21 protein-coding genes are annotated in these 21,945 nt (G+C 63.7%); 18 read left to right on the forward strand and 3 right to left on the reverse strand.

What is annotated here, in order from left to right:
• The 11 genes from QD280_RS03370 to QD280_RS03420 all read left to right on the forward strand — a co-directional run bounded on the left by QD280_RS03370 (position 1) and on the right by QD280_RS03420 (position 11,573).
• A complete protein-coding gene (locus tag QD280_RS03370) occupies positions 1-993 on the forward strand; it encodes an NUDIX domain-containing protein (protein WP_192838152.1) in 993 nt (330 codons plus the stop codon).
• Positions 994-1,101: 108 nt separating this feature from the next.
• Positions 1,102-1,842, forward strand: coding sequence for a histidine phosphatase family protein (locus QD280_RS03375; RefSeq protein WP_279838322.1), 741 nt, complete (start codon positions 1,102-1,104; stop codon positions 1,840-1,842).
• Positions 1,843-2,122: 280 nt separating this feature from the next.
• Entirely contained in the window at positions 2,123-3,415 is a 1,293-nt protein-coding gene (locus QD280_RS03380) for a metallophosphoesterase (RefSeq protein WP_279838323.1), read from the forward strand.
• A gap of 20 nt (positions 3,416-3,435) precedes the next feature.
• Positions 3,436-3,717, forward strand: a complete 282-nt coding sequence (locus QD280_RS03385; protein ID WP_279838324.1) for an amphi-Trp domain-containing protein — start codon at positions 3,436-3,438, stop codon at positions 3,715-3,717.
• A gap of 166 nt (positions 3,718-3,883) precedes the next feature.
• The gene (gene bla, locus QD280_RS03390; RefSeq protein WP_279838325.1) at positions 3,884-4,879 is read left to right on the forward strand and encodes a class A beta-lactamase; all 996 of its coding nucleotides are present in this window, start codon (positions 3,884-3,886) and stop codon (positions 4,877-4,879) included.
• Positions 4,880-5,075: 196 nt separating this feature from the next.
• Entirely contained in the window at positions 5,076-6,182 is a 1,107-nt protein-coding gene (locus tag QD280_RS03395) for an NADH:flavin oxidoreductase/NADH oxidase (protein ID WP_279838326.1), read from the forward strand.
• A 434-nt stretch (positions 6,183-6,616) separates the two neighbouring features.
• Complete coding sequence (locus QD280_RS03400) at positions 6,617-7,489, forward strand: DMT family transporter (RefSeq protein WP_279838327.1); 873 nt, start codon at positions 6,617-6,619, stop codon at positions 7,487-7,489.
• Between the two features lie 289 nt (positions 7,490-7,778).
• Positions 7,779-8,735, forward strand: a complete 957-nt coding sequence (locus QD280_RS03405) for an NAD(P)-dependent oxidoreductase (RefSeq protein ID WP_279838328.1) — start codon at positions 7,779-7,781, stop codon at positions 8,733-8,735.
• A gap of 124 nt (positions 8,736-8,859) precedes the next feature.
• Positions 8,860-9,609: a class II aldolase/adducin family protein gene (locus tag QD280_RS03410; RefSeq protein ID WP_197738731.1), complete on the forward strand. Its 750-nt coding sequence runs from the start codon at positions 8,860-8,862 to the stop codon at positions 9,607-9,609.
• 102 nt (positions 9,610-9,711) lie between these two features.
• Positions 9,712-10,386 (forward strand): TetR family transcriptional regulator C-terminal domain-containing protein, encoded by a 675-nt coding sequence (locus QD280_RS03415; RefSeq protein WP_279838329.1) that lies wholly within the window; start codon positions 9,712-9,714, stop codon positions 10,384-10,386.
• Between the two features lie 2 nt (positions 10,387-10,388).
• Positions 10,389-11,573 (forward strand): pyridoxal phosphate-dependent aminotransferase, encoded by a 1,185-nt coding sequence (locus QD280_RS03420; RefSeq protein ID WP_279838330.1) that lies wholly within the window; start codon positions 10,389-10,391, stop codon positions 11,571-11,573.
• 169 nt (positions 11,574-11,742) lie between these two features.
• On the opposite strand, the gene QD280_RS03425 is transcribed toward QD280_RS03420, so the two are convergent.
• Both QD280_RS03425 and QD280_RS03430 read right to left on the reverse strand, forming a co-directional pair.
• On the reverse strand, positions 11,743-11,961 hold the full coding sequence (locus tag QD280_RS03425; protein ID WP_043332808.1) for a TIGR02450 family Trp-rich protein: 219 nt from the start codon (positions 11,959-11,961) through the stop codon (positions 11,743-11,745).
• 93 nt (positions 11,962-12,054) lie between these two features.
• Positions 12,055-12,960 (reverse strand): LysR family transcriptional regulator, encoded by a 906-nt coding sequence (locus tag QD280_RS03430; protein WP_043332806.1) that lies wholly within the window; start codon positions 12,958-12,960, stop codon positions 12,055-12,057.
• A gap of 400 nt (positions 12,961-13,360) precedes the next feature.
• Between QD280_RS03430 and QD280_RS03435 the strand changes: the two genes are divergently transcribed.
• The 7 genes from QD280_RS03435 to QD280_RS03465 all read left to right on the forward strand — a co-directional run bounded on the left by QD280_RS03435 (position 13,361) and on the right by QD280_RS03465 (position 20,973).
• Positions 13,361-14,374, forward strand: a complete 1,014-nt coding sequence (locus QD280_RS03435; protein ID WP_054556003.1) for a D-cysteine desulfhydrase — start codon at positions 13,361-13,363, stop codon at positions 14,372-14,374.
• A 128-nt stretch (positions 14,375-14,502) separates the two neighbouring features.
• On the forward strand, positions 14,503-15,819 hold the full coding sequence (gene hisD / locus QD280_RS03440; protein WP_279838331.1) for a histidinol dehydrogenase: 1,317 nt from the start codon (positions 14,503-14,505) through the stop codon (positions 15,817-15,819).
• 9 nt (positions 15,820-15,828) lie between these two features.
• A complete protein-coding gene (locus tag QD280_RS03445) occupies positions 15,829-17,037 on the forward strand; it encodes an aminotransferase class I/II-fold pyridoxal phosphate-dependent enzyme (protein WP_279838332.1) in 1,209 nt (402 codons plus the stop codon).
• 168 nt (positions 17,038-17,205) lie between these two features.
• On the forward strand, positions 17,206-18,144 hold the full coding sequence (locus tag QD280_RS03450) for a TRAP transporter substrate-binding protein (protein WP_213114127.1): 939 nt from the start codon (positions 17,206-17,208) through the stop codon (positions 18,142-18,144).
• Between the two features lie 135 nt (positions 18,145-18,279).
• Positions 18,280-18,837 carry a TRAP transporter small permease gene (locus tag QD280_RS03455; RefSeq protein WP_077376958.1) on the forward strand — a complete coding sequence of 186 codons (558 nt, stop codon included), beginning with the start codon at positions 18,280-18,282 and terminating at the stop codon, positions 18,835-18,837.
• Between the two features lie 4 nt (positions 18,838-18,841).
• A complete protein-coding gene (locus QD280_RS03460; RefSeq protein WP_043332797.1) occupies positions 18,842-20,122 on the forward strand; it encodes a TRAP transporter large permease in 1,281 nt (426 codons plus the stop codon).
• Positions 20,123-20,253: 131 nt separating this feature from the next.
• A complete protein-coding gene (locus QD280_RS03465; RefSeq protein ID WP_279838333.1) occupies positions 20,254-20,973 on the forward strand; it encodes an amino acid racemase in 720 nt (239 codons plus the stop codon).
• A 9-nt stretch (positions 20,974-20,982) separates the two neighbouring features.
• Here QD280_RS03465 and QD280_RS03470 read toward each other — a convergent pair whose 3' ends face one another.
• Complete coding sequence (locus QD280_RS03470) at positions 20,983-21,861, reverse strand: helix-turn-helix transcriptional regulator (RefSeq protein WP_279838334.1); 879 nt, start codon at positions 21,859-21,861, stop codon at positions 20,983-20,985.
• Positions 21,862-21,945: the final 84 nt, after the last annotated feature.

The raw sequence follows: 21,945 nt of genomic DNA on the forward strand, positions 1-21,945 counted from the left end.
ATGCGTCGTGAACTGCTGTTGATGCGCCACGGAAAGTCGGACTGGTCAGTGGCAGCTGACGACTTCCATCGACCCCTCAAGGAGCGCGGCAAGCGCGGCGCCCAGCGCATGGGGGCCTGGCTTGCCCAGGAGGCGCTGGTACCGGATGCCATCCTGAGCTCGCCGGCCCTTCGCGCGCGCGCCACGGCGGAAAAGTGCGTGAAGTCGATGGGCCTCGGCGTCGACATGATCGAGCTCAAGCCTGCGCTTTACTGCGAGGACGAGGCGCCGCTGCTCAAGACGGTGCGCGCCTGCCCGGACAGCGTGCAGCGGCTGATGATCATCGGCCATAACCCGGCATTGGAAGATGCGCTGGTCTGGCTGACCGGCAAGCGTCCGCGCCCGCCCAAGGAGACCAAGCTGCTGCCGACGGCGGCGGTGGTCAAGCTGACCTTCGAGGGGCGCTGGGAAGACCTGCGCTCCGGCCAGATGAGCCTGGAGCTGATCCAGCGCGTGCGTGCCTTGCCGGATGGCTTCCCCTGGCCATTCCCGGCCGGTGAGGAGCGCCGCGAACGCCCCGCCTATTACTACCGCCAATCGGCCGTCCTGCCCTGTCGTCTGCAGGGGGAAGGCGACGATGCCCAGTGGGAGGTGCTGTTGATCGGCTCTTCCTCCAACCGTCACTGGAGCCTGCCCAAGGGGATCGTCGAGCCGGGCATGAGTCCGCTTGAGTCCGCGCTCAAGGAAGCCCGCGAGGAAGCGGGCATCGAGGCGGAGGCGCTGGACCACGCAGCGCTGGAATTCAGTTACGAGAAGTGGGGTGCTCCTGTCGCGGCCAGTCTGCACGCCGTGAGAGTCGTGCATGAGCAGGAAGAGAGCGAGCGGGAGGAGCCACACCGCAGTCGGCGCTGGGTGGCAGCGGAGGTCGTGCCGAGCCTGTTGAAGAACCACGAGATGGGGCACGCCGCCATGGCGCTGCTGGCACGGCTTGAGCAGTCGCGCCAGGCGACGTGAGCGCGGGAGACTGGCGCCACTAGCGCCACTTGCACCGTTCGTGTCGACGCATGGCGAGGACCGCCAGCATGAATCAATACCGAGTGAAGACGGGAAGAGCGACGGCCGATGACTGATGAACCGACAATCCGACGTGTGGCATTGATTCGTCATGCCGATTATCACCAGCAGATTGATACCCCGAGCGCGCTGCAGCCGTTTCCCTTGACCCGTCGCGGTGAGCTGCAGGCGCGTGAGGGAGCCGAGGAAGTGCTGACGCTGTGTCAGGCACATGGCTGGCAACCGGCCAGCACGGTACATGCCTCCAGCCTGTTGCGTGCCTGGCAGACGGCGCAGGTGATGAATGAGGTCATGGGAGACAGGACAGGGCGTGAGTTCTCGCTCATGGCACACGATGCCCTGTGGGAGCGGAGTCTGGGCAGCGCCGCCAATCTGACCACGGCACAGATCGCCGAAGCGGTGCGTCATGACCCGCGCGTGGATTTCCTGCCGGCCGACTGGAAATCCAACAGCCACTTTCGCCTGCCGCTGCCGGGGGCTGAATCCCTGATGCAGGCCGGTCAGCGGGTGGCCGACTTCATTGCTTCGCTGCCGGCTTCCCCATCACCTTCTGTCTCGGCTCCCACATCACCCCTCACATCGGGAGCCACGCTGACACTGGTCGTCGGCCATGGCGCGGCGTTGCGGCATGCGGCGCATCTGCTGGGCGTGCTGGACTTCGACCAGATTGCCGGGCTGAGCATGCACCATGCACGGCCGGTGGTCATCGAGGAAACCTCTTCAGGGTCATGGCGGCATGTGGCTGGCGAGTGGAAGGTGCGCCATCGTCACGAGCCCGCGCAGGACTGAGTTGGCGGCTAGCCGGCGGGGTACTGAAGTGCCGGGAGCGGGCGGGGTGCTGGAGAGCAGGGGATGGGCGGAGTCATTGACAGCAGAGAAGCAGGCCTGCGCACCAGGGTGATACGGGCCTGTCATCTTTCTGTGATCAAACGGTCATAAGCTTGTCGCCCTGTGCTCGTGAGCTCACACATTCCTCATCCCCGGATGGGCCCCAAGGAGCGGCAAGGCGCTTGCTTGCCACAAGCCGGTAGTTCAACGAGGCAAGCAGATGCCACAAGGAGATAGCCCAATGACCCTCAGACCCCCCATGAGCGACGCCGTACCGCGTTACCGAGGCCCGACGCGTTATCTGAAGGCGCTGCCCAGTCACGCGGCTCAGTGGCCCGAGACACATCAGCACCTGCGCGCCGGTGACAAGGTATCCCGCGCTGCTCGCAAGCTGGGCAGCAAGGACTGGCCACGCCGCGATGTCATCTTCATCTCCGATGCGCATGCCGACGCGGAAGCCTTCATCGCATCTCTGGTGGCCAGTGGCGGTGTGCGCCTGACATCGCGGGACAACCTGGTGTTGACGGCGCGGGGCAAGCGCAGTGTCTTCGTCATCGGCGGTGACTGCCTCGACAAGGGCCCCAGCAATCTGGAACTGCTGGAAGCCCTGCGCACCTTGATGCGCAGCGGGGCACGTCTCAAGTTGCTGGCGGGCAATCACGACATGCGGCTGATGCTGGCGCTGATGCGGCTGAGTCATGATGATTCGGCGCGTACCGATCATCTGTTCGTGCGCATGGGCGCCAAGGGACTGGCGCTGCTCAAGGAAGTCTTCGATCACTATCTCGCGGACAGACCGCGGGCGATGAAGAGCATTCCCTCGCGAAGTGAATGCCGTCGGCGCCTGTACCCGGGGCCGGACTGGGCGGAGCAGTTTCGCAAATCGGCAGGCCATGTGCTCAAGGGGGAGGCGCTGGAGAAGGAGATCACTCGCCTGAGCGCCAAGGCCGATGGCTTCGAGCATGCCTGTGAGAAACATGGTCTCTCGTTGCGCCAGACCTATGCCGCCGCGCTCAAGGCCCACGAGCTGTTTCTCAAGCCCGGCGGGCGCTTTGCCTGGTTCTTCGACGAGATGCGCCTTGCCTATCGCAGTGGCGCCTTCCTGCATGTTCACGCAGGCGTGGATGATGCCTTCGCCAGACGACTCGGCCGCCAGAAGGTCTCGCAGGTCAATCAGGAATTCCGGCGCATCCTGCGCGAAGACCCGTTCACCTTCTATTACGGTGAGCTGGCCAATGTACTGCGCACCAAATATCGCAAGAGCGACATGGTGCTGAGCGCCGCGGGCGTCAAGCGCCTGCACAAGGTCGGCATTCGTGCCGTGATGCATGGCCACGTCAATCATCAGGCGGGCCAGCAACTGGGCTGGCGCCACGGGCTTTTGCATATCGAGGGCGACGTCACCCTGGATCGCAATTCACGCCGCAAGGAAGGGCTGGATGGCGTGGGCATGGGGGCGACGCTGATAGAAGCCTGTGGACGCATCGTCGGCATCAGCAATGACCATCCCGAGGTCAAGGTCTACGCGCCCTGAAACACGCACAGGAGAGGCAGGTGAAAGACGGCAAGCAGGACAAGTCGCTGTTCCGACATGAATCATTGCAGTCCATCGATGGCGTTCAGGACATTCTCAAGGCCATCATCAAGGGGCTGGGCAAGGGACTGCTGTCATTTCGCGATGAGGACGGCGAGATACGGCTGGCACCGCGCGGCCTGATGACCCTCAAGGTCACGGCGCGGCGAGAGGATGATCATCATCGCCTCGATATTCGCCTGTCATGGCATGCCAAGCCCGGCGCCAAACGCAACAAGACGCTCAAGGTTCTCGATGAGTGAGGGCAGCGTGCGCTGGCGTTGACCCAGATCAAGTCTCTGCCAGACCGCGGCCCGCGGTGAGATGGCCGACATGTCCGCGCTTACGCGACTATGGTACATGTAGCATGCTGCATATTGGGTCGTGTCTTGCGACACGGCCGCTCCCCATGATCAGGACATGTCATTGATGCCTTCAACTCCTCAGCGCCGGTGCGGTGCTGATCACCCCTCGTTTCGCTTGCACTCCGCCAGCCTCGCGGCAAAGCCTGCCGTCAGGCCCACAAGTCGCTGGCAACAATGGCTGGCGGCCGCCGCGCTTGCCTGTCTGTCGCTGGGCGCTCAGGCCGCAGACGATGCGCTGGCCGCTGACAAGCCGCTCTCGGCGTCGGCCATTCAGGCCATCGAATCAGAGGTCAGCGCGCGAATCGGTGTCACCGTTCTGGATACCGCCGATGGCACCCGTTTCAGCTGGCGGGGGGATGAGCGCTTCCCCATGAGCAGTACCTTCAAGGTGCTGGCCTGTGGTCATCTGCTCTCCCGAGTGGACGAAGGTCAGGAATCGTTGTCACGCAAGGTGGAAATTCGCCCGGCGGATCTCGTGACCTATTCCCCCATCACCGAGCACCACACCCGGGATGGAGGCCTGACGCTTGAGGCGTTGTGCCATGCCACCATCACGACCAGCGACAATACCGCGGGCAACCTGATTCTCGACGCCCTGGGCGGACCTGCCGCACTGACGGCCTATCTGCGGCGCCTGAATGATGACAGCACGCGGCTGGACAGACGTGAAACGGCGCTCAATGAGGCCACCCCCGGCGACCCGCGCGATACCACCACGCCGCACGCGATGGCGGCCACCCTGCAGCGACTGCTGGTGGGGGATGCGCTGAGCGAGCCATCGCGCCTTGCTCTGCAGGGCTGGATGCTGGCCAACACCACCGGCGATGACAAGCTGCGGGCGGCCTTGCCCGATGACTGGCAGATCGCGGACAAGACCGGCGGCGGGGGATATGGCACCAACAATGACGTTGCCATCCTGTGGCCGCCGTTGCGTGCCCCGTTGATCGTGGCGGTCTATCTGACCGAAAGCGAGGCGGATCTGGCAGCGCGCAATGCCGCGATTGCCGATGTCGGGAGTCTGCTGGTCAAGGAAGTGCTGGAGGGCAAGGCGAGTCGCTGATGGTGGGGCGCTGGTAGGGCGTGCGTGAAGCATGGGCAACTCAGCGTTGCCGTTATCACGGCCAACTTGCGCTTGTGGCGCCTGTCCGGTGCCCGCATTGTGCTTGCACTGCATTGGCTTTGGCAGCACGGACCTTCTCGTCATGTTCGCGCCTGCGCCTTGCCGAACCCGCCCTGTCAGCCTCCAGAGGAACTCCATGTCCACACTGTTTTCACCGCTCACCCTCGGCCCGCTCACGCTGGACAATCGCATCATCATCGCGCCCATGTGTCAGTACTCCGCCGAGGAGGGCCAGATGCAGGCCTGGCATGATCAGCATCTTGGCAATCTCGCCCAGTCCGGGGCTGGGCTTCTGATCTTCGAGGCCAGCGCCGTCGCCCCGGAAGGGCGCATCACCCATGGCGATGTCGGACTCTACGATGAGGCATGCCAGCAAGCCATGCAGGGGGTCGTCGAGCGTATCCGCCGCTATTCGCCGATGCCGCTGGCGGTGCAGATCGGTCATGCGGGACGCAAGGCTTCCTGCCAGAAACCCTGGGAGGGCGGTGCTGCCATCGCGCCAGGCAACGACAATGGCTGGCAGGTGCTTGCCCCCAGCGCGATTCCCTTCAGCGAAGGCGGGCCGCTCCCCGAGGCGTTGAGTGGTGAGCAGATCCGCCGCACCATCGCGGACTTCGTGGCGGCGGCACAGCGCGCCGTCGAGATTGGCCTGGATGGCATCGAGCTGCATGCGGCGCATGGTTATCTGCTGCACGAATTCCTGTCGCCGTTGAGCAATCAGCGCGACGATGACTACGGTGGCTCGCTCGAGAACCGCATGCGTCTGACGCTTGAGGTCTTTGACGCCGTGCGGGCCGCTATCCCGCAGCATGTGATGCTGGGCATCCGGATCAGCGCGACGGACTGGGTCGAGGGCGGCTGGGACCTCGAGCAGAGCATTGAACTTGCCAAGGCGCTGGACCGTCGTGGCTGCCACTATCTGCATGTCTCCAGTGGCGGGCTCAGCGCGCAGCAGCAGATTCCGGTAGCGCCCAATTATCAGGTGCCACACGCCGAGGCCCTGAAGGCGCAGGTGAAGATGCCGGTGATTGCCGTTGGTCTGATCACCGAGCCGCAGCAGGCCGAAGACCTGCTGGCGAACGAGCGTGCCGATGCCATCGCGCTGGCGCGTGGCATTCTCTACGATCCGCGCTGGCCGTGGCACGCGGCCGCTGCGCTGGGGGATACCGTCAAGGCCGCGCCCCAGTACCTGCGTTGCCAGCCGCATGGCCTGAAGTCGCTGCTGGAGAATCAGCAGGACTGAGCCGTGTGAAGAGACATTGAGGACTGACGCCCGCGTTCACGAGCTCCTGCTCGCTGATCGCGGGCGTTTTGCTGTGCGAGGCTTGCCTTGAAGTTCTGGCTTTCCTTGACGTTCAGATTCGAGCGCGCCGGGCGCCTGACGCCATATCTTTCGTCTAACAAGAGCGCTGCCAGCGCATCACTCGAGTGCCGGATAGCGTGGCCTTGCGCCATCATGGGGGTTTCTGAAACGCCTCTTTGCGGCAATCGCGCCTGTTTCACCTCAAGCGCAGGGTGCAAGACTTGATGGCGTGGTGGCGGGATGATGCCACCGATGATCAAGCGGACCCGCTGCCTGCCGTGGGGTGATGTTGCAGCGCGATACGCGCTTGATCCTGGCCGCCAGACCCTCTGGTGAATGTGACTTGAAAGATCAAGGTGGCGTGAGTGGACAATATGCGTAGCAGTGTTTTCATGGTCATCGCGATGGCAGCATTCGCGGTGGAGGATCTGTTGTTCAAATTGGCGGCGGGGCATACCTCGACCGGTATCACCCTGATGCTGTTCGGTCTTGGCGGCATGCTGGTCTTCATGCTGTTGACCTGCCTGCGCGGCGAGTCCCTCCTGCCTGCGGCGATCTTCTCGCGTCCGATTCTGGTGCGTGTCATCTGTGAAATCATCGCCCGCAGCAGCTTCGCCCTCGCCATCACCCTGATGCCGCTTTCCACCGCCTCCACCATCCTGCAGGCGACGCCGCTGGTCGTGGTGGCCGGGGCGGCACTGTTCTTCGGGGAGCGCGTCAGCCGCAAGCGCTGGCTGGCAATCGGTGTCGGCTTCATTGGCGTGTTGCTGATCGTGCGCCCCGGCCTCGACAGCTTCAACATGACCTCATTGTTTGCGGTGATCAGCACGATCGGCTTCGCCGGACGGGACCTGGCGACGCGCGGCGCGCCGGCGTCGTTGTCCAACGTCCAGCTCGGCATCTATGGCTTTCTCGCCCTGATTCCGGCGGGGGGGCTGATCGCTCTCTACCAGCAGACCCCGCTTGCGTATGCGCCCGAGGCGACCTGGCTGATCGTGGGTGCCGTGATACTCGGGGTCATCGCCTACAACGCCTTGACGATTGCCATGCGCAAGGGCGAGGTCTCGGTGGTCACGCCATTTCGCTATACCCGCGTCCTGTTTGCCTTGGCGCTTGGGGTCATGGTGCTGGGGGAAAGCCTCGATGCCATGACCTTGCTGGGCGCCGCCATCGTGGTCGCAAGCGGTATCTACATCGTCACCCAGGGCAAGCAGCGCCCGCCAGTGGCGAAGGTGGCCTCGTTGTGAATCCCCTCGCTGCCATCAGGCTGGCAGCGGCAGGCTGTCATCACCGCTGACGCCAGCTTGTACCATCGACCAGATGACACATGTGAAAGGAGAGGCGCTTGCGCCTCTCCTTTCACATGTGTCATCCAGAACAGTGCGGTGACGGCAACACCCCATCGATCAAGGCATTGGCAAGGCGATGAGGGAGCAGGGGAGCACGTGACGGTTGGCAGTAGTTATACGAGTGTGTAATAGTGAGGGTGAATCCATGGCAACCCACTCGCTGCCAGTCGTGTCACAAGGAGAGCCAATGCCAAGCCAAGCCCCGATTCTGGGTGTCTATCTGAGTGAATCCCTGGACCTGGACAGCCTCTACGGTGAAGCGCTGCGCCAGCTGGGCGACGATGTCGTGCTGCGTCATCCGCATGAGATCGAGGACCCGAGCGCGGTGCGGTTCGCCATCTGCTGGCAGCCGGGGGAGGACGCCTTCACGCCGTACCCGAATCTTCGGCTTGCCATGTCGATCGCGGCAGGAGTGGACGCCCTGCTGGGGCATCCTGGGCTCTCGGCCGAGGTTCAGGTCGCACGGGTGCGCGACCCGCATCAGGCGTATCTGATGGCCGGTTTCGCCGCTCACGAGGTACTGCATCGCGAGCGCCAGTTTGCCGTCATGGCCGACAATGCCACGCGTGGCGAATGGCAGCCGTTGGCAATGCGTGCGCCAGAGAAGGCACAGGTGGCAGTGCTGGGCCACGGCAGCATGGGGCGCGCCGTGGTCACTTCGCTGGCGAGCCTGGGATTCTCGGTGACGGTCGCCTGTCGCAGCGAACCGGCTGCGCCGGTGCCGGGTGTGCGTTACCTGACCGGTGAAGCTGCCGTCATGGCGGCGGCTGACGGTGCCGATTACCTGATCAATATCCTGCCGCTGACTCCGGTGACCGAGAACGTGCTGAACGCTGCCTTGTTCGCCCGGCTGCGCCGTGGCGCCTGGCTGGTGCAGATCGGCCGCGGCGAGCACTTGGTGGAAGCGGACCTTGAAGCCGCGCTCGACGCCGGGCAACTGGCAGGCGCGACGCTGGATGTTTTCCGCGAGGAGCCGTTGGCGCCCACTCACCGCTGGTGGCAGGACGTGCGCCTGCGCATCACGCCGCATGTGGCCAGTGACTCGCTCCCCGAGGTGGTGGCCGAGCAGGTGGTGGCCACGGCGTGTGAGTTGCGCGATGGCCTGCCGCTCACGCTGGGCGTGGATCGCCAGCGCGGCTATTGAGGGCCGCAGCGATTGAGCCCCGCGGCGCTTGAGCCCCGAAGGTGGACGCTTCAATGCTTCTCGAGGCTCAGCCGAACCTTTCTCGACCCCAGACAGCGACATTGTGACCACAGGAGACAGCAACATGCCGGCATCGACCATGAGTGACGCGGAGTGGCAAGCACGCCTGGACCTGGCGGCCTGCTACCGGTTGGCAGCGCACTATCGCATGACCGACCTGATCTACACCCACATCACCGCGCGGGTGCCGGATGAGGAAGGGCATTTTCTGATCAATCCCTACGGCTGGCGCTGGGAGGAGATCACGGCGTCCTCGCTGGTCAAGATCGACGTCAACGGCCAGAAGGTCGATGACAGCGCCGCGCGGGTCAATCCGGCCGGTTTCACCATTCACTCGGCGATTCATGCGGCAAGTCACTCAGCCAGCTGGATCATGCATACCCATACCCGCGCCGGTGTGGCGGTGTCGAGCCTGGAAGAAGGGCTCTTGCCCCTGAATCAGATCGCCCTGCAGTTCCATGGCCGCGTCTCCTACCACGATTACGAGGGTATCGCGCTGGATCTGGACGAGCGCGAACGCATCGTGGCGAGCCTTGGCGACAATCCGGCGCTGATCCTGCGCAATCATGGCCTGCTGACCACCGGTGCCTCTGCCGCCGAGATGTTCAACAACATGTTCTATCTCGAGCGCAGCTGCGAGATCCAGGTCGCGACTCTGTCCATGGGCCAGCCGGTGCGCCGCCTCTCGCCCGAGATCTGTGAGCATGTGGTCGGTCAGTACGACATGGCCATCCACGAGGAGGGAGATCTGGCGCTGGAGTGGGAGTCTCATCTGCGACTGCTGGAGAGCCTTGGCTGTGATTATCGTTGTTAATAGCAGGTGCGCTGTTGAAGGCATCGTCGTGGAAGGCATCGTCGTTCGAGAGGCCATCGAGTGCCTGATGCGCGGGGCAGCGACCGGACGGGAGACATCACAATGAGTCGCAAGGCATTCCAGCGGCTTTCCCAGGATCAGCGTCGTCGCGACCTGCTGGAAGCCACCCTGAACTGTGTCGCACAGCACGGTCTGGCCGGCGCCAGCGTGCGCCGCGTGGCGGAGGCTGCCGGGGTCTCGCCCGGACTGATTCGCCACCATTTCGGCACCAAGGACGACATGGTGCGGGCCGCCTACGCCTACATGATGGGCCAGTTGACCTCCGATATCGCCGATGCCAGCCCGGCCAGTGATGAATCCCCGGCGTGTCGTCTGGCGCGCTTCATCGCGGCGAGTCTCACGCAGCCCAACCTGGCCGCCCACAAGATCTCCCTGTGGGCAACCTTCATCGGCCGGGTGCGCCACGATGCCAGCTATTCGGCGGTGCACCAGGAAACCTATCGCGAGTTTCTCGATCTGCTCGCACAGCTGGTCCAGCCGGTGCTGAGCGCCCACGCGCTGCCCGCCACCGAGAGCGAATGTCAGGAGCAGGCGATCGCCCTCAATGGCTTGATCGATGGCCTATGGCTGGAAGGCGGGCTGGAACATGGCCTCTATCCGGTCGAGCGGCTGCCCGCGATCGCCATGCGGGCGGCAGAGGGCATTCTGCGGCTGCCACAGGGCACCTTGCTTGAGCACGTCGCTATCACGACATCACCCCCACCTCACAGGAGTTGAGCATGCGCTACGCCACCATTACCGAACGACTGAGTGATCTGGGCGGTGACAAATGGGCCGTTCACAGCGCTGCCCGCCAGCGTATCCAGGCCGGCGAGCCGATCATCGAGCTGACCATCGGCGAGCCGGATATCGCCACGCATCCGGCCCTGGTCGAGCACTGTGTCGAGGCGCTGCGCGCTGGCCGTACCCGCTATTCCGATGGCCGTGGCGAACCGGGGCTGGTCGCGGCACTGGCCGAGCGCTACGCCGCGCGCATGCCCGAGATCAGTGCAGACAACGTGCTGTGTTTCCCCGGCACGCAGACGGCGCTGTTCGCGGTGATGCTGGCGCTGGTGGAGGAGGGGGCCGGCGTACTGACCGGCGACCCCTACTACGCGACCTATGAGGGCGTGATCCGCGGCGCCGGCGGTGACCTGCAGCCGGTACCGCTGCGCATGGAGCATGGCTTCGTGTTGCAGCCAGACGATCTGGCCGCGGCCATCACGCCGCAGAGCCGTGTGTTGCTGCTCAATACCCCGCACAACCCGACCGGGGCGGTGATGGACCGGGCGACCCTCGAGCACATCGGCGCGCTATGTCGCGAGCATGATCTGTGGATCGTCTGTGATGAGGTCTATGAAGCGCTGATCTTCACGGGCGAATTCGTCTCGCCGCTGGAAATCGAGGCACTGCGTGAGCGCACCGTGGTGGTGTCCTCGATCTCCAAGAGTCACGCTGCCACCGGTTTTCGCAGTGGCTGGGCCATCGGCTCGGCGGAATTCTGTCGTCGGCTGTTGCCTGTCTCGGAAACCATGCTGTTCGGCAACCAGCCCTTCATCGCCGACATGACCGAGGCCGCGCTGCGCGGGGATTTCGATACCACCGAGCGTCTGCGCGACTCTCTCGGGCGCCGCGCGCGTCTGGTGCATGAGGCGCTGGCGGCCATCCCGCAGCTGTCCTCCAGCCTGCCCCAGGGCGGCATGTTCCTGATGGTCGATGTCTCACGCACCGGCCTGGACGGTGAGCAATTCGCCTGGCGGCTGCTGGAACAGCAGCAGGTGGCGGTGATGCCCGGCAGCGTCTTCGGTGATTGCGGTACGCCGCTGATACGTGTCGCCCTGACCGTGCCGGACGACAGCCTGCTGGAAGCGGTGCAGCGCATGGCGCTGCTGTGTGACCAGCTGGAAGCCGAGGTCGTGGCCTGAGATCTTTTCTCAGCGCCTTGCGGTCAGTCTCAAGGCCAGCCAAGGTCAATCAAGGTCAGCCAAGGCTAGACAAGATCAGGCTTCAATCCGTCTCATCCTCTGTTGCGTAGACGCAGAAACGCCGCCCTCGGGCGGCGTTTCTGCGTTCAGCGCTGCTCAAGTCAGCCCGTCATTTCCAGCCCATCTGCCAGACATCATCTGCCTTGAGCTCGCGCCAGGCGAGGGTGTAATCCCTGCGTGTCAGCACCGCCTGCAACACGACCTCGACCACATGTTCGTCCTGCTCATCGCGGATCAGGCGCGTGACGATGAAGTGGCGCTCACGCTCCCGGGGTGACACGGCGGTCCATTTGCTCTGCAACAGCTTGTCGGGGTTGATGCGATTCATGCTGGTTCCTCAAGAAACGGTTGGCAGCTGCGTGCCACTCCTGTCAGTGCTAGTGAAGTCAGTGCTCGGCAGACAGGTGAACGCCAGGTGGGCTTACACCGAGGGTGGGCTCTCGTTGAGCAGTTGCCACAGCGACTCGGTCGCCGCGCTGTGCTTGCCACGACGACAATAGCAGGCCACTTCGAGGGTCGGGCCGCCCAGATCATCCAATAGCGAGACCAGTCTGCCGCTCTCCAGATCATCCTCGATCAGGCCGTGGGGCAGCCAACCGACTCCCAATCCGGCCATCACCAGTTCACGAATGCCCAGCGTGAAGGACGTCTCGCAGATGATGTCGATGTCCTGGGCGCGCTGCAGGTCCATCAGGTAGGGCGAGGCCAGAATCTGGCCCAGGAAACTCTCCGGATCATAGGCGATCAAGGGCAGGCGCTGGTCACTGCGCGGCAGGTGCAGGGGGCGCCCCTGGGCGTCCGGGGCACACACCGGCAGCAGCCGTTCCAGCCCCAGTGAGATGCGCTGGGTGTCGCCGTTGTCATCGAAGATCGGCGCCCCCTGCAGTTCGGAGCACAGCAGCAGGTCTGCCTGGTCATGCTCGAACAGTTGCAGGCATTCGCTGCGATCCAGTGATTTCACCTGCAGTCCGGCTTCGGGGGAGTTGTGCCGGAAATAGCGCAGCAACCGCGGCAGATAGCTGACGGTGAGGGTGTGCTGGGTGGTGATGATCGCCTTCGGCCCCTGGCGGGCCTCGCTGCGCAGACGGCTGCGCAGCGTGTAGAGCCGCGCCAGCCATTCCCGCATTTCCTGCTCATATTCCAGCGCGTGCTCGGTGAGGATCATGCGCTGCGACTGACGATAGACCAGCTCGACGCCCAGCCACTCTTCCAGCTGCCGTATCCGGCGCGAGAAGGCGGGTTGCGTCACGTTGCGTCGCTCGGCTGCCAGCGAGAAGGTTCCGGCCTCGATCAATGCGAGAAAGTCTTCGATCCATTCGATCTTCATGCGTCGCCTGAGGAGATGTCGGTTGTTGTTGGAGGTCGGCCATCATGCACCGAGTGCTTGTTGGGGTGAAGCCCGCCCGCACACCCCCGGAGCATGACCCATCCATGGTTCGTCAATGGTGGGGAAGCGCCGAAGGGCCAGGGGCGACAGGCAATGGATATGACTGCCGGTCGGCGTTGCGGGCATGGCGATCTTCTGGATGCCTGAGTCGGACCAGAGCAAAGATCTGATCATGCAGAAAAGTAACAAACTTTGAGAAACATGGCATTGGGACTGGCGAGAATCGCGGCTTACTGTTGAGAAGACCGCTCGGCGGCGTGCCGGAGTGATGTCACACATTCGACGAACGTCGTTATGAGAGTAACCCCCTATGACAACAATGACTCGCCTGGAGGCTCGTATGCATCTGTCCCGTTTTCCCCGTGTTCGCCTTGGTCACCTCTCGACTCCGCTGGAGCCGATGGACAACCTGAGCAAGCTGTTGGGTGGGCCGCGTCTCTGGATCAAACGTGATGACTGCACCGGGCTTTCCACCGGTGGCAACAAGACCCGCAAGCTGGAATTCCTGATGGCGGACGCGCTGGAGCAGGGCGCCGACACCATCATCACCCAGGGCGCTACCCAGTCCAACCACGCGCGTCAGACCGCTGCCGCTGCCTGCAAGCTGGGCCTTGAGTGCCACATCCTGCTGGAAGACCGTACCGGCAGCGACGACCGCAGCTACAACTACAACGGCAACGTCTTCCTCGACCAGCTGCATGGCGCGACGGTCGCCAAGCGTGAAGGCGGTGCCGACATGGCCGCCGAGATGGAAGCGCTGGCCGACAAGCTGATCGGCAAGGGCAAGAAGCCTTACATCATCCCGGGTGGTGGCTCCAACGAGATCGGCGCGCTGGGTTACGTGAATGCCGCCCTTGAACTGCTGTCCCAGGCCAACGACATGGGCCTCAAGATCGATCACCTCGTGCACGCCACCGGCAGCGCCGGGACCCAGGCGGGTCTGGTGACGGGCCTGACCGCCTGCAACTCCGGCATTCCGGTACTCGGCATCGGCGTGCGGGCACCGAAGGACAAGCAGGAAGGCAATGTCTTCGCGCTGGCACAGAAGACCGAAGCCAAGCTGGGCCTGTCTGACGTGGTCAAGCGTGAAGATGTCGTCGCCAACTGCGATTACGTCGGTGAAGGCTACGGCATTCCGACCGAAAGCATGGTCGAGGCCGTCACGCTGCTGGCTCAGCAGGAAGGCATCCTGCTGGACCCGGTCTACTCCGGCAAGGGCATGGCCGGTCTGATCGACCTGGTGCGCAAGGGGCACTTCAAGGAAGGCGAGAACGTGGTCTTCCTGCACACCGGCGGTGCCGTGGCCCTGTTCGGCTACCCGGATGCCTTCAACTTCGCGGATTACCAGGCCTGATAGCGTTTGCGGCCAGTGATGCGTCCCGCCTGACGACAGCGGCGTGACTGACGCATCCCGTAACGACACGCTCCCCGGCCCAGCTGGCAAGGGAGCGTGATGATCACAGCAGTTTTCGGGGAATCACAATGACAATCAGACACCTCAAGCTGGCTGAAGCAGCCGACGGCGTGGCAGAGGAAGATCAGCGCACCACGGCCATCGTCCAGGACATGCTGCAGGACATTCGCGCGCGTGGTGAAGACGCCGTGCGCATGTATGCCGAGAAGTTCGACAACTGGAGCGGCGATTTCGTCCTCAGCGAGGAAAAGCTGGCCACGCTGATCGAAAGCGTGCCGCAGAGCGTCAAGGACGATATCGATTTCGCCCATCGCCAGATCCGTCGTTTCGCCGAAGCGCAGCGCGACAGCCTGACGTCCTTCGAGATCGAGACCGAGCCGGGTGTCGTGCTGGGTCAGCGCGTGCTGCCCATCGATGCCGCGGGTTGCTACGTGCCGGGCGGACGCTACGCGCATGCCGCCTCGGCGCTGATGAGTGTCGCCACGGCCAAGGCCGCCGGCGTCAAGCACATCACGGCCTGCTCGCCGCCGCGCGGTGACAGCATCAATCCGGCGGTGGCCTACGCCATGCACGTGGCCGGCGCCGACCGCATCCTGGAGATGGGCGGCGTTCACGCGGTCGCCAGCATGGCCTTCGGCCTGTTCGGCGGGCGCGAAGCCGACATTCTCGTCGGCCCGGGCAACGCCTTCGTGGCCGAAGCCAAGCGCCTGCTGTTCGGGCAGGTCGGCATCGACGTCTTCGCCGGCCCCACCGAATCAGCGGTGATCGCCGATCACACCGCAGACCCGATGACCATCGCGGTGGACCTCGTCTCCCAGGCGGAGCACGGCCCGAACTCGCCGGTCTGGCTGTTCACCACCAGTGAAGAGGTCGCGCGCCGCGTCATCGAGCTGGTGCCGCTGGTCGGCAACGACATGCCCAACGCCGAGGTCATCCACGCCGCCTGGCGCGACTACGGCGAAGTCATCCTGTGCGACACCCGCGAAGAAGTGGTCCAGGTCAGTGATCAGTACGCCTGCGAACACCTGCAGGTGCTGTGTGAGGACCTGGAGTGGTGGAAGCAGAATCTCAGCAACTACGGCTCTCTGTTCCTGGGCGAAGGCAGCACCGTCACCCACGGTGACAAGTGTTCCGGCACCAACCACATCCTGCCGACCAAGCGCGCCGGTCGCTACTCCGGCGGTCTGAATGTCCACAAGTTCATGAAGGTACTGACCACGCAACAGCTCAGTGCCGAAGCCAACCTCAAGTTCAGTGCCATCGGTTCGCGCATCTCGCGCACCGAAGGGATGGAAGGCCATGCGCGTGCCTGTGACTGGCGCCTCACCAAATACTTCCCCGAGCAGGATTGGGGTTTCCCCGTCTATGCCCAGAAGCGTTATTGAGGAGGCCACATGCGTCGTTTTGCCAAGTCATTCACCCAGCAGGAAGCCATCTCCGACACCGCCATCGAGGCTGCCGTCGCCGTGATGCGCAGTGGTCGCCTGCATCGCTACAACCTGGCGGAAGGCGAGCAGGGCGAAACGGCGCTGCTGGAACAGGAATTCGCGGCGAGTCTGGGCATTCCCCATGCGCTGGCCTGTGCCTCCGGCGGCTACGCCCTGCAGCTGGCGCTGCGCGCCTGTGGACTCGAGGCCGGTGACAAGGTGCTGTGCAATGCCTTCACCCTGTCCCCGGTGCCCGGCAGCATCGTCGCCGCCGGTGGCGAGCCGGTGCTGGTGGATATCCTCGAGGACACCACCGTCGATCCGGAGGATCTGGCACGCGCGGCCGATCAGAGCGGGGCCCGCTTCTTCATGCTCTCGCACATGCGCGGCCATATCGGCGACATGCACGCGATCATGCAGGTCTGCGACAGCCGCGGCATCACGGTGATCGAGGATTGCGCGCATACCATGGGCGCGAGCTACGACGGCAAGCCCAGCGGCACCTTCGGCAAGGTCGGCTGCTACAGCACCCAGACCTACAAGCACGTCAATTCCGGTGAAGGTGGCCTGCTGGCGACCGCCGATGATGAGGTGATGCGACGCGCCATCATCCTGTCGGGCTCCTACATGCTGTACGACCGCCACCTGGCGGCGCCGGCCGCGGAGAGCTTCGCCGAGACGCGCCTGCAGACCCCCAACATGAGTGGTCGCATGGACAATCTGCGTGCCGCCATCCTGCGCCCGCAACTGGGGGAGCTGGCAGAGCGTCGTGAGCGCTGGAATGCCCTCTATGCCCGCATGCAGGACCGGCTCGCGGCCATGGAGGGCGTCACGCCCATCCTGCGTGGCCCGCTGGAAGGCTACGTCGGAAGCTCCATCCAGTTCACGCTGGCGCAGTGCTCCCACGAGCAGATCGCCGCCTTCATTGCAGGCTGTGAAGCGCGTGGGCTGCCGGTGAAATGGTACGGCAAGCCGCTGCCGGAGGATTACACCAGCCGCTACGACAGCTGGGCCTATCTGGGCAGCCATCGTGCAGTGCCCAATGCCGACCGGGTGCTGGCGACGCTGTGTGATCTGCGTCTCCCGCTGACCTTTGACGTGCAGGACTGTGAGGTCATCGCGGACTTGATCCAGGACGCTCTGCACAGTGCACGACCTGTCTCGACCGTCGCGTGACTACGCCCGGCGGCAGCACGTGACGGGGATGAACCCATAACGATAACGCTTTGAAAGCCACATTATCTTCAATCCGCATGTCCTGGTGACAGGCCATGCGGACCCGCAACCAGTGGAGTAATAACAATGTTCAATAAAGCTCTCTTGGCAACCGCAGTGATGTTGGCGATGTCAGCGACCGCCCAGGCAAAGACCTTCAAGGTCGGCATGGGCGATCCGATGGATTCGGATCAGGGCGCGCTCGCTCAGCGCTTCGAGGAACTGGTCGAGGACCTTTCCGATGGCGAGATGCAGGTGGAGTTGTTCCCGGGCGGTCAGCTGGGCTCCGAGACCGGCATGATCCAGGACACGCGCATCGGCAAGCTGGACTTCGCGCTGATCGGCGTCGGCAACCTGACGCCCTACGCGCCGCGCCTCGGCGCGCTCACCATGCCCTATGCACTGCGTAGCCATGCGGACGCCGTCAAGGCCACCACCGGCCCGCTGGCGGATGAATGGAACCAGATCGCCGAGAAACAGGCCGGCGTCCACATCGTCAGCTGGCTGTATTCCAACTTCCGTTATCTGACCAACTCCAAGCGTCCGGTGACGTCGCTGGAAGACCTTGAAGGCATGAAGATCCGTGTGCCGCAGAACAAGATCATGCTCGCCACCTATCAGGCCTGGGGCGCCAGCCCGATCAGCATGTCGTGGCCGGAAGTCTTCACCGGTCTGCAGCAGGGCGTGATCGATGGCCAGGACAACCCGGACATCGTCAACTACACGATGAAGTTCCAGGAAGTGCAGAAGTATCTGACCGAGGTCCACTACCAGTACTCCCTGCAGCCGATCGTCATGGGAGTGCGTACCTACAACAAGCTCTCTGACGAGGAGCGCGAGATCATCGATCGCGCCGGCCTGGAAGCCCAGCTCTATGCGCTTCAATTCCAGCTGACCGAGGCCTCTCAGGCGCGTGCTGCCATGGAAGCGGAAGGGGTGCAGTCCGCCCAGCTGACCGACGAGGACAAGTGGATCAGCATTGCCAAGGAAGAAGTCTGGCCGCAGTTCTATGAAGAGATCGGCGGCAAGGAATCCTTCGACGAATTGCAGAAAGCATTGGGCCACTGAGCCCGAGTGGGCGGGATCGCTCGCGGCGTCAGCGTGAATGACGCCTGAGCGACCCCCGCTGTGTTCAATGCTATCGAGCAGGGATACCAGACAGTGCTGGTATCCCTCTCACAGTTCATCGTGAAGGAGGCTCGCATGTTGGCCAGATTGAACAATATCGAGGATTACGCCTGCCGCTTTCTGCTCGCGGTCTTCGTACTCCTGCTGTTTTCCCAAGTGGTATTGCGTGTCGTGTTCGGTATCGGCATGGCATGGATGGAAGAGCTGGCACGCTACGCCTTCGTCTGGTTCGTCTTCCTGGGGGCTGCGCACGCGGCTCACTTGAGTGCCCACAATCGGCTGCAGACCCATATCAATCTGCTGCCGCGCAAGGTGGCCAACGCCATCCTGCTATTCGTCGACCTCATCTGGGCGCTCTTCAGCCTGATCATCGCCTACAAGAGCCTGGATCTGATCGGGCTTCTCACCGAGTTTCCCTATGAGTCACCGGCGCTCGGCTGGTCGCTCGCCTACGTCTATTACATCTTCCCCGTGGCCTTCACCTTGATGGCCTTTCGCGTATTGCAGGTGCAGTTCCTCAAGCTGGTCAGAGGCATCGAGCCTGGCAACGTGGACGACGAGGAAGTGAAGCGCATCACGGAAGCGGCCCCGGATGCCGCCGATGACACCCGCACCGCCAAGATGGGAGGCTGATGCCATGGCCGCGACTATTCTGTTCTCTCTGTTCGGTGCACTGCTGTTTCTGGGCTCACCCATCGTCGTTGCCCTTGGGGTGGCGTCCATGGCGGTCTATGTCGTCAGTGGTGATGACATCACCTCGCTGGTCGAGCTGGCGTTCTCGGCGATCAACTCCTTCCCGCTGATGGCACTGCCGTCCTTCATTCTGGCGGGCGCCCTGATGGGCGACGCCGGCATCGCGCGGCGTCTGATTCGTATCGCCGAAGAGCTGGCGGGGCCGGCCGCAGGTGGCCTGGGGGCGGCAGCGGTGATGGCCTGCATGTTCTTCGGCGCCATCTCCGGCTCGGGTCCGGCGACCACGGCGGCCGTGGGCATGCTGGTGATTCCGGCGATGATCGAACGTGGCTACGGCCGCAGCTATCCGGCGGCGATCACCGCCACTGCTGGCGGACTGGGCGTCGTAATTCCGCCCAGCATGCCGTTGGTCATCTACGGGGTGACCGCCAACGAATCGATCTCGGCGTTGTTCATGGCGGGTGTCATCCCGGGCATCATGCTGGGGGCGGCCCTGATGATCGCCAACTACATCACCGCCAAGCGCAACGGCTATCAGGCCCAGGGCGAGCCGTACGACAAGGCGCGTGTCTTCAAGGTGCTCAAGGAAGGCTTCTGGTCATTGATGGCACCGGTGGTCATCCTCGGCGGCATCTACAGCGGTCTCTTCACGCCGACCGAAGCCGCCGTCGTCTCGATCTTCTATGCGCTGTTCGTCGGTGTCTTCATTCACAAGGAGTCCTCGCTGCTGGGCTTGAATGAAGCCTTCCAGAACACGACCTGGCTGACCGGTCGCGTGCTGATCATCATGTTCACCGCCACCGCCTTCGGTCGCATCCTGGTGGAGCATCACATTCCGGCCATGATCGCCCAGGGCATCCTCAACATCACCGACAGCCTGTGGCTGGTGTGGGTGCTGGTGATCGCTTTCCTGCTGATCGTCGGCATGTTCATCGAGATTCTGGCCACCATCATGATCGTCACGCCGGTGTTGCTGCCGGTGATGGTGGAGCTGGGCGTCGACCCGGTGCACTTCGGGATCGTGCTGGTGGTGAGTCTCGGGATCGGCTTCTCGACCCCGCCGCTGGGCGAGAACATGTTCATCAGCTCCAGCATCGCCAACGTGTCCATCGAGAAGATCTCGGTGCGTGCACTGCCGCTGGTCGGCACCATGGTGCTGATCGCCTTGCTGCTGGCCTTCGTGCCGCAGCTGACGATGTGGCTGCCGGACATGATGGGCTTCTAGCGGCGCAGCGGAGGGTGAACACAGCCCTTCGTGAACAGTGCCTCATGAAACAGTTTCTCGAGAGGGTGCCGGCCACGTCGCCATCCTCTCGAGCCTTGATCTTCAGTGAGAGTGTTGTCGGAGAACGACCAATGAGAAGCTCGCATGACGCCTCGGGCGCAGAACATATCGTCGTGGGCGTGTTGGGCGGCATGGGGCCGGATGCCACGGTGGCCTTCATGCAGCAGGTGATCCAGGCCACGCCGGCCGAGGACGACATCGACCATGTACATATGGTGGTCGACAACAATCCCAAGGTGCCGTCGCGCATCAAGGCGCTGCTGGAAGGGGGCGATGTCTCTCCGGGGCCTGCCATCGCGGAAATGGCCCAGCGACTGGAGCAGTCCGGGTGTGATTTTCTGGTCATGCCCTGCAACACCGCCCACTACTACTGGCAGGATGCGCAGGACGCCGTCTCGATTCCGGTGTGGCATATCGTCGAGCGCACCCTGGACCGGGTGGCGGCGCAGTGGCCGGGCGCACGTGTCGGCATGCTGTGTTCCCCGGCGCTGCGCAAGATTGGCCTTTACGAAGGCTTCATCGAGTCGCGTGGTCTGTCGCTGGCCTATCCCCGGGATGAGGACGCGATGCTGGAGGTGATCCGCAGCGTCAAGAAAGGCCAGGTGAGTGACGCCGTCGTCGGGGGAGCCTTCCGTCAGGCAGCTGCTGACCTGGTGGCGCAGGAAGCCGATGTGCTGGTACTGGCCTGCACGGAGCTCTCCATTATCAGCCATCTGCTCGATGACCGGCTGCCGATCGTGGATTCCGTCGAAGCGTTGGCCGTCAGCGTGGCGCAGGCGGCCACTCAGTAAGCGTCGCCGTCACGCGCCGCCCATGCCACTGCCCGAGCGGCGTTGCTCGCGTTCCTGCAGGTAGCGGGCGGGCGTGGTACCGAGCAGCTTCTTGAACATGCTGATAAAGGCGTTGACGGACTGATAGCCGACGTCTTCCGAGACGCGCTGCACGCTCATGCCTTCGGCCAGCAGGCGAATCGCCACCACCAGGTGCAGTTGCTGACGCCAGCGGCTGAAGCTCAGGCCGGTGTCACGCTGGACAAGCCGGGCGAGGGTGCGTTCGCTCATCGCCAGTTCGCTCGCCCACTCGGCCAGGGTGCGTCGGTCGTCCGGGGTCTTGATCAGGGCATCGCTGATGCGGGTCAGCCGCGGGTCTTCTGGCAAGGGCAGGTGCAGACGTTCGCTTGGCATGCAGGCCAGCTCTTCCAGCAGCACACCGACCAGCCGCGCGGTCGGCCCCTGTTCAGGATACGGCTGGGGTAGCTCCGCCAGGCGCAGCACCAGCTCACGCAGCAGGGGCGAGATCGACAGCGTGCAGCTGTGGCTTGGCATCTCGAGCGCACCGGGCTCGATGAACAGGTGGCAGACGCGGCCGCCACGGGTCAGATGATTGCTGTGGGGCAGATTGCCGGGAATCCAGACCCCGCTGTGCGGGGGCACCATCCACAGACCTTCCGGCACGCGACTGGTCACCACGCCATGCAGGGCGATGACCAGCTGTCCCTTGCGATGCTGGTGGATCGGCACCTCCATCACCTGCTGGCCGGTCTCGACATGCAGGGCGCTGGCCGGGATCTCGTAGACATCCGGGTCATGCTCGCAGACGCTGCTGGAGAAGGGCACCTGATCGGGGCCACAGGTGCTGACCCCGGGCGATGACGGTAGGACGGGTATGGTCACTGACATGGCGGCTCGCAGATTGTCTGATTTCAGTGATCTGATGTCATGATGGCTCAATTCTGCAGTGGGCGAGGGGATTAAGCTAGCCTC

This window comes from Cobetia sp. 1AS1 (assembly GCF_029846435.1).
GTDB lineage: Bacteria > Pseudomonadota > Gammaproteobacteria > Pseudomonadales > Halomonadaceae > Cobetia > Cobetia amphilecti.